The organism is Micromonospora sp. DT44 (assembly GCF_049841635.1).
In the GTDB taxonomy this organism is placed as follows: Bacteria; Actinomycetota; Actinomycetes; order Mycobacteriales; family Micromonosporaceae; genus Micromonospora.
In genome coordinates, this window is sequence record NZ_JBNCKS010000073.1 from 15,427 (window position 1) to 29,048 (window position 13,622).

General features: G+C 72.0%; 12 protein-coding genes. 5 read left to right on the forward strand and 7 right to left on the reverse strand.

What is annotated here, in order from left to right; all coding sequences use genetic code 11:
- Positions 1 to 79: 79 nt before the first annotated feature.
- Together ACLQ25_RS29240 and ACLQ25_RS29245 are read left to right on the forward strand one after the other, a co-directional pair.
- Positions 80 to 892: a hypothetical protein gene (locus ACLQ25_RS29240; protein ID WP_425733971.1), complete on the forward strand. Its 813-nt coding sequence runs from the start codon at positions 80 to 82 to the stop codon at positions 890 to 892.
- 235 nt (positions 893 to 1,127) lie between these two features.
- Entirely contained in the window at positions 1,128 to 1,979 is an 852-nt protein-coding gene (locus tag ACLQ25_RS29245) for a hypothetical protein (protein ID WP_425733972.1), read from the forward strand.
- A 61-nt stretch (positions 1,980 to 2,040) separates the two neighbouring features.
- Here ACLQ25_RS29245 and ACLQ25_RS29250 read toward each other — a convergent pair whose 3' ends face one another.
- Together ACLQ25_RS29250 and xseA are read right to left on the reverse strand one after the other, a co-directional pair.
- Positions 2,041 to 2,262 (reverse strand): exodeoxyribonuclease VII small subunit, encoded by a 222-nt coding sequence (locus ACLQ25_RS29250; protein WP_355048864.1) that lies wholly within the window; start codon positions 2,260 to 2,262, stop codon positions 2,041 to 2,043.
- Positions 2,263 to 2,292: 30 nt separating this feature from the next.
- Positions 2,293 to 3,555 carry an exodeoxyribonuclease VII large subunit gene (xseA, locus tag ACLQ25_RS29255; RefSeq protein ID WP_425733973.1) on the reverse strand — a complete coding sequence of 421 codons (1,263 nt, stop codon included), beginning with the start codon at positions 3,553 to 3,555 and terminating at the stop codon, positions 2,293 to 2,295.
- Between the two features lie 132 nt (positions 3,556 to 3,687).
- On the opposite strand from xseA, the gene ACLQ25_RS29260 reads away from it, so the two are divergent.
- Both ACLQ25_RS29260 and ACLQ25_RS29265 read left to right on the forward strand, forming a co-directional pair.
- The gene (locus tag ACLQ25_RS29260; RefSeq protein ID WP_425733974.1) at positions 3,688 to 4,662 is read left to right on the forward strand and encodes a 4-hydroxy-3-methylbut-2-enyl diphosphate reductase; all 975 of its coding nucleotides are present in this window, start codon (positions 3,688 to 3,690) and stop codon (positions 4,660 to 4,662) included.
- A 57-nt stretch (positions 4,663 to 4,719) separates the two neighbouring features.
- Positions 4,720 to 5,148: a hypothetical protein gene (locus ACLQ25_RS29265; protein ID WP_425733975.1), complete on the forward strand. Its 429-nt coding sequence runs from the start codon at positions 4,720 to 4,722 to the stop codon at positions 5,146 to 5,148.
- A 15-nt stretch (positions 5,149 to 5,163) separates the two neighbouring features.
- Here the strand turns inward: ACLQ25_RS29265 and ACLQ25_RS29270 are convergent, their stop codons facing one another.
- Complete coding sequence (locus ACLQ25_RS29270) at positions 5,164 to 6,312, reverse strand: DNA recombination protein RmuC (RefSeq protein ID WP_425733976.1); 1,149 nt, start codon at positions 6,310 to 6,312, stop codon at positions 5,164 to 5,166.
- Positions 6,313 to 6,366: 54 nt separating this feature from the next.
- Between ACLQ25_RS29270 and ACLQ25_RS29275 the strand changes: the two genes are divergently transcribed.
- Positions 6,367 to 7,224, forward strand: coding sequence for a hypothetical protein (locus tag ACLQ25_RS29275; protein WP_425733977.1), 858 nt, complete (start codon positions 6,367 to 6,369; stop codon positions 7,222 to 7,224).
- A gap of 106 nt (positions 7,225 to 7,330) precedes the next feature.
- Here the strand turns inward: ACLQ25_RS29275 and ppc are convergent, their stop codons facing one another.
- The 4 genes from ppc to ACLQ25_RS29295 form a co-directional block, all read right to left on the reverse strand.
- Entirely contained in the window at positions 7,331 to 10,117 is a 2,787-nt protein-coding gene (gene ppc / locus ACLQ25_RS29280) for a phosphoenolpyruvate carboxylase (RefSeq protein ID WP_425733978.1), read from the reverse strand.
- Between the two features lie 128 nt (positions 10,118 to 10,245).
- Positions 10,246 to 11,259 (reverse strand): hypothetical protein, encoded by a 1,014-nt coding sequence (locus ACLQ25_RS29285; protein WP_425733979.1) that lies wholly within the window; start codon positions 11,257 to 11,259, stop codon positions 10,246 to 10,248.
- A 295-nt stretch (positions 11,260 to 11,554) separates the two neighbouring features.
- On the reverse strand, positions 11,555 to 12,475 hold the full coding sequence (locus tag ACLQ25_RS29290; protein WP_425733980.1) for a helix-turn-helix domain-containing protein: 921 nt from the start codon (positions 12,473 to 12,475) through the stop codon (positions 11,555 to 11,557).
- Between the two features lie 59 nt (positions 12,476 to 12,534).
- Positions 12,535 to 13,443, reverse strand: coding sequence for a cyclase family protein (locus ACLQ25_RS29295; protein WP_425733981.1), 909 nt, complete (start codon positions 13,441 to 13,443; stop codon positions 12,535 to 12,537).
- Between the last annotated feature and the right edge of the window lie 179 nt (positions 13,444 to 13,622).

Sequence of the window (13,622 nt, forward strand, 5' to 3'; positions counted from 1 at the left end):
GGTCCGGTAGGCTCCCTCGGCTCGGTCCGGCCCGCACGCTGTGGCCGGACCATGTCCCCCTCGTTGAAGTGAGAACTCAGTGAACATTCGACGGTGGAGCTTTGGCTTCCTCGCCGCCACCCTGCTCGTCCCCGGCCTGGCCGCGTGCAAGTCCGACGCTGCCGAGCCGGCCGCCGCCCCCAGCGCGTCCGCTCCGGCCGTACCGGCCGACCCGAAGGAGGCGCTGCTCGCCTCCACGAAGGAGATGGCCAAGGGCGACTTCACGTTCACCCTGGCGGGCGCCGAACTGACCGGCGGTGGCCTGGTGCACAAGCCCAGCAACAGCGCGCAGTTGACCATGAAGATGGGCGACGCCTCCCAGGACGTGTCGATGGAGATGGACCTCATCTACATCGACTCGGAGAGCTGGGTGAAGATGGAGATCGGCGGCGCCATGGCGGCCATGGTCCCCGAGCTGGCGAAGAACAAGGGCAAGTACCAGCACCTCGACAAGACCAAGGCCAAGGAGATCAAGGACCTCCAGCTCGACCCGGAGACGCTCGACCCGATCGACAGCGAGAACCTGGTCAAGGGCGTGACCGAGGTGCAGAAGACCGGCGAGGGCAGCTACGCCGGCAAGATCGACATCAGTGCCGCGGCCGAGTCGGTCGCCCTCGACGAGGACGTGGTCAAGGCGCTGGGCGCCCAGGCCAAGGCGCTCCCGTTCACCGCCAAGCTGGACCCGCAGGGCCGCCTCACCGAGCTGGTCATCTCGGTGCCGGCCGCGGGCGAGACCGCCGCCCACGACATCAAGATCGGGTACGCGGGCTACGGCGCCGGCACCGGCGCGCAGAAGCCGCCGGCCGACAAGGTGGTCGAGGCCTCGGCGGAGACGTACGAGATGTTCAAGTAAGCCGCACGGCGGGCCGGGGCGACCACGGGTCACCCCCGGCCCGCTCTGTTCGGCACCGGTTGTCCGCAAACAACCGGACAACAAGGGTGATTGTCCGACGCGTCGACAGGGAACAAGAAGAGAGCGATCCGGGCGCGCCGCTCGGCCCGGATCGTGCGACGCGGCCGAAGGGCTGCCGCGTCGCCCGGTTTCCGGCGCCGACCAGGTAGTCGGGTGACCCCCTTGGGAGACACGTATGACTGTTCGACGACTGGGTGCCGGCCTGGTAGCCGCCGCCCTGTTCACGCCCGCCCTGGCCGCCTGCGCCGGTGGCACGACCGGCACGGCCGGGTCAACCGCGTCCCCGACGGTGAGCGCGTCCGGGGCGCCGAGCCAGTCCGGCGGTGCGCCGGTGTCCGGCGACGCCAAGCAGGCCCTGCTCGACTCCACCAAGGCGATCAGCGACGGCAACTTCCGGTTCACCCTCTCCGGCGCCGGGTCCACGGCCGAGGGGCAGGTGCACCAGCCGAGTCAGAGCGCCGCGATGAAGTTCTCCATCGGCGGCCCCTCCTCCGACCTGGCCATGAAGCTTGACGTGATCCACGCCAAGCCGGACAGCTGGGTGAAGCTGGAACTGACCGGTCCCACGGCCGACAGCCTGCCCGCCATCAAGCAGCTCAACCTCGGTAAGTACCAGCACCTCGACCAGGCCCGCATCAAGGGCAACAAGAGCCTCGGCTTCGACTTCGACAAGGTCGACCCGGCCGGCAGCGCGGTGCTGACCCAGGGCATCACCGAGGTCCGCAGCACCGGCACCGGCACGTACGCCGGCACCGTCGACGTCACCAAGGCCGCCGAGGCGGGCTCGCTGAACGCCGCCACGATCGCCGCGCTGGGCACCCAGGCGAAGACGGTCCCGTTCACCGCGAAGGTCGACCCGCAGGGCCGGCTGAGCGAGCTGGTGCTGCAACTCCCGGCCTCCGGCCAGACCACGGCCCAGGAGATCAAGATGACGTACTCCGACTACGGCTCCGCCACCCCGGCCCAGAAGCCGCCGGCGGACCAGGTCGTCGAGGCGCCCGCCGAGCTGTACAGCCTGTTCAGCTGACCGCCGTACGTCGGTGGGGTGACTCCGGTCGCCCCACCGACGGGCCTGGTTCGGTCTGCGGTCAGGCGGACGGTTCCTGACGGGCGGCGTCGATTCGCGCCCGGGCACCGTCCAGCCAGCGCTGGCAGATCACCGCCAGCGCCTCGCCGCGCTCCCACAGCGCCAGCGACTCCTCCAGGGACGTGCCGCCGGCCTCCAGCCGCTCGACCACCGAGGCCAGTTCGGCGCGGGCCTGCTCGTAGCTGAGCCGCTCGTCCGGCCCGGCCTTCGTGTCGTCAGTCATCGCGTCCATCTCAGCACACCCCGGTCGGTGTCACCGCGTCGCCACGTCCCCGTCGACCGTGGCGGCCAGCTCGCCCTCGGCGAGGCGTACCCGTAGCGGGTCGCCCTTGCCGACCTCCGCCGCCGCCCGGACGACGTGCCCGTCGGCGCGCTGCACGATCGCGTACCCCCGGTCGAGCGTGGCGGCGGGGGAGAGAGCGCGCAGTCGGGCGAGCGTATGCCGCAGGTCGTCGTCGGCGGCCGCGAGCCGGTGGTCCAGGCAACGCCCGGCGCGTTGACGCAGTGCGGCCAGTTCGGTCGCGCGGTGCTCCACCATCACCTGGGGTCGGGCCAGCACCGGCCGGGACCGCAGGCTGTCGAGGCGGTGCGACTCCCGGTCGACCAGGTTGCGCACCGCCCGCTGGAGCCGGTGCCGGGCCTGACCGATGAGGCGTACCTCCTCGGTGAGGTCGGGGACCACCCGCTTCGCCGCGTCGGTCGGGGTGGAGGCCCGCAGGTCGGCGACGTAGTCGATCAGCGGCGTGTCCGTCTCGTGGCCGATCGCGCTGACCACCGGGGTACGACAGCCGAAGACAGCCCGGCACAGTGCCTCGTCGGAGAACGGCAGCAGGTCCTCGATGCCGCCACCACCCCGGGCGATGATGATCACATCGATGCTCGGGTCCGCGTCCAGGACCTTGAGCGCGTCCACGATCTGCGGCACGGCGGACGGGCCCTGCACGGCCACGTTGACGGTCCGGAACTCCACGGCCGGCCAGCGCCGCCGCGCGTTGGTCAGCACGTCCCGCTCGGCGGCCGACGCGCGGCCGGTGATCAGACCGATCCGGCCGGGAAGGAACGGCAGCCGGCGCTTGCGGGCCCGGTCGAACAGCCCTTCGGCGGCGAGCAGCTTCTTGAGCTTCTCCAGCCGGGCCAGCAGCTCACCGAGACCCACCTGGCGGATCTCGTCGGCCCGCAGGCTCAACGTGCCCCGGGCGGCGTAGAACTCCGGCTTCGCATGCAGCACCACGCGGGCGCCCTCGCGCAGCTCCGGCGCGCCGGCGTCGAGCACGTCACGGTTGGTGGTGACGGTCAGGCTCAGGTCGGCGGACGGGTCACGCAGGGTCAGGAAGACGGTGGTGGCCCCGGGACGGCGGCTGATCTGCGCCACCTGCCCGTCCACCCACACCCAGCCCAGCTTGGCGATCCACGCCCCGACCTTCTGCGAGACGACGCGAACAGGCCAAGGCTCCTCAGCGCTGCTCTTGCCCTCACTGCCCCCACCACTCGCCCCACCCACACCAACCCCACTCACCCCCCAACCCTACGGACGCCCTCGGTGATCAAGAAGTTTGCGTCGGATCCGGGCGCGTTCCTGACGCGAACCTCTTGATCACCGGGATTCGGGCCCGGGTGCGGGGGGACGGTCGGCACGTAGGATGGGGACGTGACTGATCTCCGGACCGGCAAGCGCGTGCTCCTGGCCAAGCCTCGTGGCTACTGCGCGGGCGTGGATCGCGCCGTGCAGACCGTCGAGGAGGCGCTGAAGCTGTACGGCGCCCCGATCTACGTCCGCAAGCAGATCGTGCACAACAAGCACGTCGTGCAGACCCTGGAGTCGCAGGGCGCGATCTTCGTGGAGGAGAACGAGGAGGTGCCGGAGGGCTCGACCGTCATCTTCTCCGCGCACGGCGTGGCGCCCGAGGTCTACGAGCAGGCGCGGGAGCGTTCGCTGAAGGCCATCGACGCGACCTGCCCACTGGTCACCAAGGTGCACCAGGAGGCGAAGCGGTTCGCCGCCGAGGACTACGACATCCTGCTGATCGGCCACGAGGGGCACGAGGAGGTTGTCGGCACCGCCGGTGAGGCGCCCGCGCACATCCAGCTCGTGGACGGCCCGGACGGCGTCGACAAGGTCACCGTGCGGGACCCGGAGAAGGTGGTCTGGCTCTCCCAGACCACGCTCTCGGTGGACGAGACCCTGGAGACGGTCGCCCGGCTCAAGCAGCGACTGCCGCTGCTCCAGTCCCCGCCCAGCGACGACATCTGCTACGCCACCTCCAACCGCCAGCACGTGGTCAAGGAGATCGCACCGGAGTGCGACGTGGTGATCGTCGTCGGCTCGACGAACTCGTCCAACTCGGTCCGCCTGGTCGAGGTCGCCCTGGACGCCGGTGCGCGCGCCGGTCACCTCATCGACTTCGCCCACGAGATCGACGACGCCTGGCTGGCCGACGCTCGCACGGTCGGCGTGTCCTCCGGCGCGAGCGTCCCCGAGGACCTGGTCCGCGATGTGCTGGCACATCTGGCCGAGCGCGGCTTCGCCGACGTCGAAGAGATCACCACCGCCAACGAACGGCTCACCTTCTCGCTTCCGCAGGAGCTGAAGCGGGACATGAAGGCCGCCGCGGCCCGCGGTTGACACGATCCAGCGTCAGTACGGCGGAACGCCGGGCCCGTGTCGTACGTCGAAGACCGCATGAGGACTTTTCGGCTCGTCGTCCCCGCCCTGGTCGTCTGCGCCGCGCTGAGCGCCTGCGGTGGAGCCGACGGACCCGCCACCCCCGGCGGACCGTCGGCGACGACCGGGCAACCCGCCACCGCGTCGCCGAGCACCCCCGAGTCGCCGAGCACCCCCGAGTCGCCCATCACCCCCGCCCCGCCGATCAAGTCGCCGGGCGGGCCCACCGTCCCGCCGCCGGTCGGCGCCACCGAGCTCAGCGGCACGGTCACCGCGGGGGTGGAGCCGAACTGCGTGCTCCTCGACGGGTACCTGCTGGTGGGCGGGCCCCGGGACGTGCTGACCGCCGGCGCCCGGGTGACCGTCACCGGCCGGGTGGAGAAGGGCACGATGACCACCTGCCAGCAGGGCATCCCGTTCGTCGTCGAGAGCGCCAACCGCCGTTAGGGCAACGGCCCCGCGTCAGCGGTCGACGTCGTTGAGCAGCTCCGGCGCCTGCGGCTGGCGCGGGGTCAGCTCGACCTGGGCGGGGGCCGCCAGTTCCTCGTCCGAGACGCCCAGCTCGGCGAGCTTGCGGGCGCTGACCAGCACCCGCGCCTCCAGCGAGCCGACCGCCCGGTTGTACGCGGTCACCGCGCCGGCCAGCGACGACCCGAGCTTGCCCACGTGGTCGCCGAGGGTGGAGAGCCGGCCGTACAGCTCCCGGGCGAGGGTGTGCACCGCCACCGCGTTGCGGGCCAGCGCCTCCTGCCGCCACGAGTAGGCCACCGTGCGCAGCAGCGCGACCAGGGTGGCCGGCGTGGCCAGTACGACGTTGCGGGCAAACGCGTGCTCCAGCAGCGTCGGATCGCGTTGGAGCGCGACGTCGAGGAACGGGTCGGCCGGGACGAACAGGACCACAAACTCGGGCGAGCTGTCGAACGCGGACCAGTACGACTTGGCGGCCAGGGCGTCGACGTGCCCGCGCAGGTGTCGGGCGTGCGCGTCGAGGTAGGTGTCCCGGCCGCGCTCGTCGCGGGCCTCCATGGCCGTCAGGTACGCGTCGAAGGGCGCCTTCGCGTCCACCACCACCGACCGGCCGCCGTGCAGGCGTACCACCAGATCCGGGCGGACGACCTGCTCGTCGGTGGCGGCGGTCACCTGCTCGGAGAAGTCGCAGTGCTCCAGCATGCCGGCCGCCTCGACGATCCGGCGCAGTTGGTGCTCGCCCCAGCGGCCCCGCACCTGTGGCGCGCGCAGCGCGGCCACCAGTTGCTTGGTCTCGGTGCGCAGCTCACCGGAGACGGCGTTCATCGAGCGGACCTGCTCGCGCAGCTCGGCGTACGCGTCGACGCGGTCGTGTTCCAGCTCGGCCACCCGCTGCTCGTAGCGCCGCAGGCTGTCGTGCAGCGGCGCCACGGCCCGGGCCACCGCCTCCTGCGACTGCGCGGTGGCCTCGTAGCTCAGCGCCCGCATGGACTGCTCCAGCCGCCCCTCGCCCTCGCGGGTGGCCGTCAGGGTGGCGTCCAGCCGGGCGATGTCGGCCGCCGACCGGGACCGGGCCGCGAACCAACCCACCGCCCCGCCGGCACCGAGGCACACGATCACCACCAGCAACGTCGAGACGTCCATCACCGGAGCTTGCCAGACGGGTACGACGTGACACCCGGGGGTACGTTCGTTGACATGGAAGCTCTGCTGTGCCTGGTGGTCGTCTTCGCCGCCGTGGTGGGTGCCGGCCTGCTCGCCTACTCCCGTACCAACGCCCAGCGGCGTGTCGCGCTCGGCGACGCCCGCGCCGAGGCGCAACGGTGGTACGAGCGCCTCGGCGGCCAGTTGATGACCCTGCAGGGTGAGGAGCCCGCCGTCCGGCAGGCGCTCGCCGACGCGGGGGAGCGCTACAACGCGGCCGGTTCGCAGTTGGAGCAGGCGCGTACGCCGAACCAGTTCGCGCTCGCCCGGGAGACCGCGCTGGAGGGGTTGGCGTACATCCGGGCGGCGCGGACCGCGCTGGGCATCGACCCCGGCCCCGAGGTGCCGGCGCTCGCCGCCGCGCGGGGCGTCGGGCAGCTCACCAAGGAGCGCGAGGTCGACGTGCAGGGCCAGACCTTCCGGGCGGGCCCGCAGCCGGGTCGGGAGACGCCCTACTACTACCCGGGTGGGCGGTACCAGGGCCGACCGGTGCCGGCCGGTTGGTACTCGACGCCGTGGTGGAAGACCGCGCTCGGCGCGGGCGCTGGCGTGCTCGGCGGCATGCTGATCGCCGACGCGCTGTTCTCGCCGGCCTTCGCCGATCCGGGGTACGGCTATGACCAGGGCTACCAGGAGGGCTTCGGCGACGGTGCCGACTCCGCCGACGACCAGGGTGCCGACGCCGGGGACCAGGGCGGCGACTACGGCGACCAGGGCGGCGACTTCGGTGGCGGCGGTGACTATGCCGGCGGCGACTTCGGCGGCGGGGGTTTCGGTGGCGGTGACTTCGGCGGCGGTGACTTCGGCGGTGGCGATTTCGGTGGTGGCGATTTCGGCGGCGGCGACTGGTGACGACACGACGGCCGGGCACCCGCTCGTAACGGGCACGTACCGCTGACCACCATTGCGAAAACGGGCCCCGGTCGACTCGACCGGGGCCCGTTGCCGTGCTGTCTGGTCAGCCGGTGTTGCGCATGCCGGCGGCGATGCCGTTCACGGTGGTGAGCAGCGCCCGTTCCAGGGCCGTGCCGTCGCTGGGAGCGCGTCGACCACCCGGTGCGGTGGCGATCGCCCGGCCCGCCGCGCCGGACTCCCGGTACTGGCGCAGCAGCGCGACCTGGAGGTGGTGCAGCGGCTCCAGGTAGGTGTCGCGCACGGCCAGGGTGCGCTGAAGCACCGGGGAGTTCTCCAGCAGGGCCGGCGAGGCGGTCACGGCCAGCACCTCGCGCTTGGTCAGCTCGTACTCCTGCTCGATCTGCTCGAAGATCGGGTGCAGCTTCTTCGGCACCAGCGTCTCGACGTACCGGCGGGCGATGCTGAGGTCGGTCTTGGTCAGCATCATCTCGACGTTCGACAGGAACGTCCGGAAGAAGTGCCAGTTGCGGTTCATCTCGGCCAGCACGTCCGCGTGTCCGGCCTCGCGGGCGGCGGCCAGGCCGGAGCCGACGCCGAACCAGCCCGGCACGATCTGCCGGGTCTGCGTCCAGCCGAACACCCACGGGATGGCCCGCAGCCCGGACAGGCCGGCACCGGTGTTGGGACGCTTCGCCGGCCGGGAGCCGATGTTCAGCGCGCCGAGCAGCTCGGTGGGGGTGGACGCCCAGAAGTACGCCGGCAGGTCCGGGTCCTCGACGAGCGACCGGTACGACCGGAACGCCGATTCGGACACCACGTCCATCGTCGCGTCCCAGCGTTCCAGCATCTCGGCCGGCTGCCGGGGCGCGGTGTGCAGCAGCGTCGCCTGGAGAACCGCCGCGAGGGTCAGCTCCAGGTTTTCCCGGGCCAGCGAGGGCAGCGTGTACTTGTCGGAGATGACCTCGCCCTGCTCGGTCACCTTGATCGCGCCGTCCAGCGTGCCGTACGGCTGGGCCAGGATCGCCTCGTGGGTCGGGCCACCGCCGCGCCCGACCGTACCGCCGCGACCGTGGAAGAGCCGCAGGTGTACGCCGTGGCGGGCGGCCACGTCACGCAGCGCGCGCTGGGCCCGGTGGATCGACCACTGGCTGGTGGTGATCCCCGCCTCCTTGTTGGAGTCGGAGTAGCCGAGCATGACCTCCTGCACGTCGCCACGGGCCGCGACCAGCGCCCGGTACGCGGGCAGCGACAGCAGCTCGTCGAGGATCTCGCCGCCGGCGTTCAGCTCGCCCGGGGTCTCCAACAGCGGCACGAAGCCGATGCGGGCCCGGCCGCTGTGCACGTCGACGAGCCCGGCCTCGCGGGCGAGCACCACGGCGGCGAGCACGTCGTCGACGCCCAGGGTCATCGAGATGATGTACGACTCGATGACCTCGTTGCCGAACCGGTCCTGCGCCTCCCGGATCGTGCTGAACACGTCGAACGTCTTGCGGGACAGCTCGGACAGGGGCGTGTCCGCGGTGGAGAGCGGTCGGCGGCCGGTCAGCTCGTCGGCGAGCAGCTTGGTGCGTTCCAGCCGGCTCAACGACGGGTAGTCGGACACCTCGCCCACGGCCTCGTAGAGCTGGGCGAGCACCGCGTGGTGCGCTTCGGCGTGCTCCCGGACGTCCATGGTCGCCAGGTGCAGGCCGAACGCGGACACCGTACGGATGGTGGAGGCCAGCCGGCCGACGGCCGTGAGCTGCCCCGAGTTGCGGGCCAGCGACGCGCGCAGCAGGTCCAGGTCGGCGATCAGCTCGGCCGAGCCGCGGTAGTCCCGACCCGGTACGTGGGCCGTGCCCTGGCGCAGCCGCTGCCGGGTGTTGGCCAGCTTGGCCTTCACGCAGCGCGCCTTGAGCCGGTAGGGCTCCTCGGCGTTGACCCGGCGGAACCGGGGCGCCACCTCGGGTAGCGCGTCGAGGTCGGCGGCGAGGCTGGCGGAGAGGTCGAGCGACACCCCGCGCAGCCGGCGCGAGACCGAAACCTCGTTGATCAGGTGGTCCATCGCCTTCTCGGTGGCGGCGATGCCGTGCTCGTGCTGGATGGTCAGCACCTCGCGGGTGACCGCCGGGGTGACGAACGGGTTGCCGTCGCGGTCGCCGCCGATCCAGGTGCCGAAGCTCAGTGGGCGGGCCGTCGGCGATGTCTCCACGCCGAGGGTGCGCAGGGTGTCGGCCAGGTCGTCGAGCACCTGCGGCGCGGCCTCGGCATACAGGTCCCGCAGGTAGTAGATGGCGTTGCGGGCCTCGTCCGTCGGATCCGGCCGGTCCAGCCGCAGCTCGTCGGTCTGCCACATGAGATCCAGCAGCTCGGCCAGCCGACGGTTGGCCGGGCCCTCGTCGCTCGCGCCGTAGAGGATCGCGTTGGCGGTCTCGGTGTCCAGCTCGTCGGCGATGGCCCGCAGCTTCGACAGGATCGAGCGGCGGGCCGCCTCGGTGGGGTGGGCGGTGAAGACCGGCCGGACCGCCAGCCGACGGGCGACGGCGGCGATCTCCTCGGCCGGCACGCCCCGCTCGGCGATCATCTTGGCTGCCTGGTCGAGCCAGCCGCCCTGCACGGCGCGGCGGCGGCGCAGGTCCCGTGCGCGGTGCACCTGCTCGGTGATGTTGGCCAGGTGGAAGTAGGTGGAGAAGGCGCGGGCCAGCTTGGTGCCGGTGGTCACGTCGAGCCCGCCGAGCCGCTCGGCGGCGGCCGGGACATCGGAGCGTACCTGGGCGCGGATCTCCTCGACGAGGTCGAGCAGCGGGCGGCCCTCCTGGCGGGCCAGGGTCTGGCCGAGGAGGGTACCGAGCCGGCGGATGTCGGCGCGCAGCGCGGCGTCCGGGCCGTCGTGGTCGTGCTGGTCGGTCACGATGCGCTCCTTACGTGAGTACGAAGGACAGCGCTGTCCGACTCCCTGGATGGTATCCGCGACTGGCCCCCCGGCAGGAGGGGCTCCGGGCGTGCCGCGTCGTGAGACGGAACACCCCGGAGATCACCTCAGGGTCTTGCGCGGTTGCGTGCCCGGCCTCCCCGCACCACGGTCGCGGCGAGCAGGGCCGCCAGGGCGACCACCGCCCACAGCGCCAGCCCGGTCAGCGGCCAGCCGATCGACCGTCGGTCGAAGTACACCACCGACTTGACCAGATCGGTGGCGAGCCCGGGCACGTTCCACCGGTGCATGCCGCGCAGCCAGGTGGGCAGGAACTCCGGGGCGTAGATGCCGCCGGAACCCGGATTGCCGAGCACCACCAGCAGCAGGATCACCAGTCCGGTGCCGAGCACGCCCAACCAGCCCTGCACGGCGGCAGCCACCATCGCGGCGGCGAAGGCGGCGAGCATGCCGGTGCCGGCGACGGCCGGCAGGTTGTGGTGCCAGACGTCCAGCACCGGGCCGACGATCACCGCGCCGGCGATGCCGAGCACGACGCTGTAGACGGCGAGTGCGCCGATCCGTACGCCCGCGCGGCGCAGGGTGCGCGGAGTGGTGCCGACGGAGATGCCGAGCGCGGTCGAGGCCAGGTACCCGCCGAGGACGCACCCGATCGCCAGGTAGAACGGGACCAGACCGCGCGGGTCGGTGTCGGCGACCGGCACCTCGTCGACCACCCGCAGGGGCATCCGGGTCTGCTCGGCGGCGGCGGTGAGGACCTGGACGACGACCTCGGTGGCGGCCGGCGCGCTGGCGCTGGCGGTGGTCAGGACGAGCCCTCCGTCGGTGGTGGAGCCGAGTACCCCGTACACCTCCCGGCTGGTCAGACCGTCGTCGGCGGCGCCCGGATCGGCGTACTCGATGGCCTTGATCGTGTTGGTCCGGTCGCGGACGGCGGTCAGGACCATTCGTGCGGCCTGGTCGCCGCTCGCCACGCCGACCGGCACGTCGCGGGGGTGGGGTTGGTGCAGGGCGCCGACGTACGCGGCGATGAACGCGACGGCCAGCGTCAGGGTGCCGAGCAGTAGTCCGACGGTACGGGGGATCTGGTCGCGTATCCGGACCTCCGGCGACTCGTCCACCAGGCCAGCCTAGGGTGCTTTTTGCCCTTCTTGCGGCTTTTCTGTGGGTGGGCGTCCGATCCTGACCGTCAACCCGGCGCAGACGAGCAATTTTCTTCAAGACCTGTTCAAGGTGTCGCGGCGACGATGGTTCTCGTCGGTCCGGAGGTCGCCCCGCAGGGTGGCCGACCCGGAGCACGCGGGCCTGTTCGGGGAGGCCCGAAGCCCGGCCGGACCTGCGCCCGTGGAGGTGCCGTACTCCCCCAGGTACGGCACCTCCATCCCGCGTCCGGGGTCAGGCGGTGACGGTCGGGTGTCAGGCGGTGACGGTCGGGTCCGACTCGGCGGGGGCGAGCAGTCGACGCAGGCGCGCGGGAGGATGGCCCACCTGCTCGCGGACCACCCGGGTCAGGTGCGCCTGGTCGGCGAAGCCGTACTCGGTGGCGAGCGTGCCGAGCGGACGGCCGTCGGGCTCGGCGAGGGTGTCCAGTACGGCGCGCACCCGCAGGCGGTTGCGGTAGGCGGTCAGGCTGCTGCCGGTCACCCGCTGGAACACCCGGCTGAGGTGGTGCGGTGAGCTGCCCACCTCCCGCGCGACCTCGCCCAGGCCGAGTGTGAAGCCGGAGTGGGCCAGCACCTCGCGTGCCCGGTCGGCGAGCCGCCGGTGCGCGGCCAGCGTCGCCGGCCGTCGGCGGACGGCCCGCTCGACCTCGGCGTCCACCTCGTCGGCAGCGAGGTCGCTGTGTTGCAGCAGGCGGGCCAGGAACCGCTGGAGCCGTTCGGCCATCTCGAACCCGTCGAGCCCGCGCCGGAACTCGGCCACCAGCAGCCGGTGCGCCAGGTCCAGCGTGGCGTCCGAGGTGCCCGCCCATCCACTCCGGTCCATCCAGCGCTGGGCGTCCGGCCGCTCCGCCAGCACCGACGGATCGATCTCCAGGCAGGTGTACGAGTCGCCGCAGCCGAACGGGTGCGCCACGGCCATGTCGTCCCCGGGCCGGGTGAGCAGCACCGAGGTGGCGTCGGAGAGTTCGACCCGCCCGTTGAGCCGACGCCGGTACACCCCGGACCGACCCAGCATGATCTTGTGATGGTCCTGGGTGACGGTCTCCGTCCACCCGTGGTTCTCGACGATGCAGCGCACCTGGTAGATCAGCATCCCGTCCGGATGCCCCAGCACCCGCCAACGGGCCGGGGTGGTGTGCCGACGCGGATCACTACCGAATTGCTCAGCGGGCACAGCTTCCCCCGACTCTCGACCTGCTCGGCACCGCACGGCCTTGCGTGACCGTCACGGCCTCAGCTCTCGACCACGGCGAAGGCGCGGACCGGGAAGGTGCCCATCCCGGCCACCATCGGCGGCGCCGCGGTGAACCGGAACCCGGTCGGCGGCAGCGCGCCCAGGCCGGTCAGGTGCTCCACGACCGGGATGCCGGCGGCGAGCAGGACGCTGTGCGCGGGGCGTACGCCGTTCGCCGCCGGGCTCATGTCGTCGATGTTGATCGACTCGATGCCGACCAGGGCCGCGCCCGCGTCGGCCAGTGCCCGGGCGCCGTCCTCGCTCAGGTACGGCGCCTCCGACGCGGCGTACCGTTCGGCGCCGAAGTGCGCGTCCCACCCGGTGTGCAGCAGCACCGCACGCCCGGCCACCTCGTACGGCGCCAGCATCAGCCGATCCACGGCTCGGGTGTCGGCCGGCACCCGGACCACCACTCCGGGCAGGTCGGCGAGGCGGTCCAACGACACCCCGGTCAGATCCTCGCGACCGGCCCAGCGGTGGGCGGGGGTGTCCACGTACGTGCCGGTGTTGGCGATCATGTCGATCCGGGCCACGTGGAACTCGGTGCCCGGCGCGTACCGCTCCCGGGACGCCGCGTACGTCAGCCAGTCGGTGATCCGCGGGCCCGGCCACCCGGGCAGGGTGGTCATCCCGTCGCTGATGACGTGGCTCAACTCCACCAGCCGACGACCGCCGCCGGTCGTGGCGACGGCGCGGCCACCCTTGTGCGGTTCCTCGATCATCGTCTTCGCGCTGATCCGGACCTCGGCGACCATGAGCAGCCCGAGATGCCGGACGAAGAGCGCGGCGAGGTCGTCGTCGCTGATCTCCTGCCCCGGGACGTCCAGCCGGAACCCCTCGGTACGCAGCCCGCCGCCGTTGGCGATGCTCACCTCCGCGTCGAACTGCGCCCGCCACTGCTCACCCATCCTCGAACTCGACCACGGCGCCCCGCCCTGGTCAAGATCCCCGCTGGCGGGCCGCACCCCTCGTCAAGATCCGTCGCGGTGAGCTCACCATGATCGCGCTCAATCCAGGAGCTTGTCTCATCCTGTTTGGGCTGTTCAGGAGTGGTTGACAGGTCTTGTTGGTGTGGTGGGGTGCTGGT

Bases quoted from the DNA above. Each gene is read 5' to 3' on its own strand.
- ACLQ25_RS29245 (WP_425733972.1), top strand. From the start codon at position 1,128: ATGACTGTTCGACGACTGGGTGCCGGCCTGGTAGCCGCCGCCCTGTTC.
- ACLQ25_RS29275 (WP_425733977.1), top strand. From the start codon at position 6,367: ATGGAAGCTCTGCTGTGCCTGGTGGTCGTCTTCGCCGCCGTGGTGGGT.
- ACLQ25_RS29250 (WP_355048864.1), bottom strand. From the start codon at position 2,262: ATGACTGACGACACGAAGGCCGGGCCGGACGAGCGGCTCAGCTACGAG.
- ACLQ25_RS29295 (WP_425733981.1), bottom strand. From the start codon at position 13,443: ATGGGTGAGCAGTGGCGGGCGCAGTTCGACGCGGAGGTGAGCATCGCC.
- ACLQ25_RS29270 (WP_425733976.1), bottom strand. From the start codon at position 6,312: ATGGACGTCTCGACGTTGCTGGTGGTGATCGTGTGCCTCGGTGCCGGC.
- ACLQ25_RS29265 (WP_425733975.1), top strand. From the start codon at position 4,720: ATGAGGACTTTTCGGCTCGTCGTCCCCGCCCTGGTCGTCTGCGCCGCG.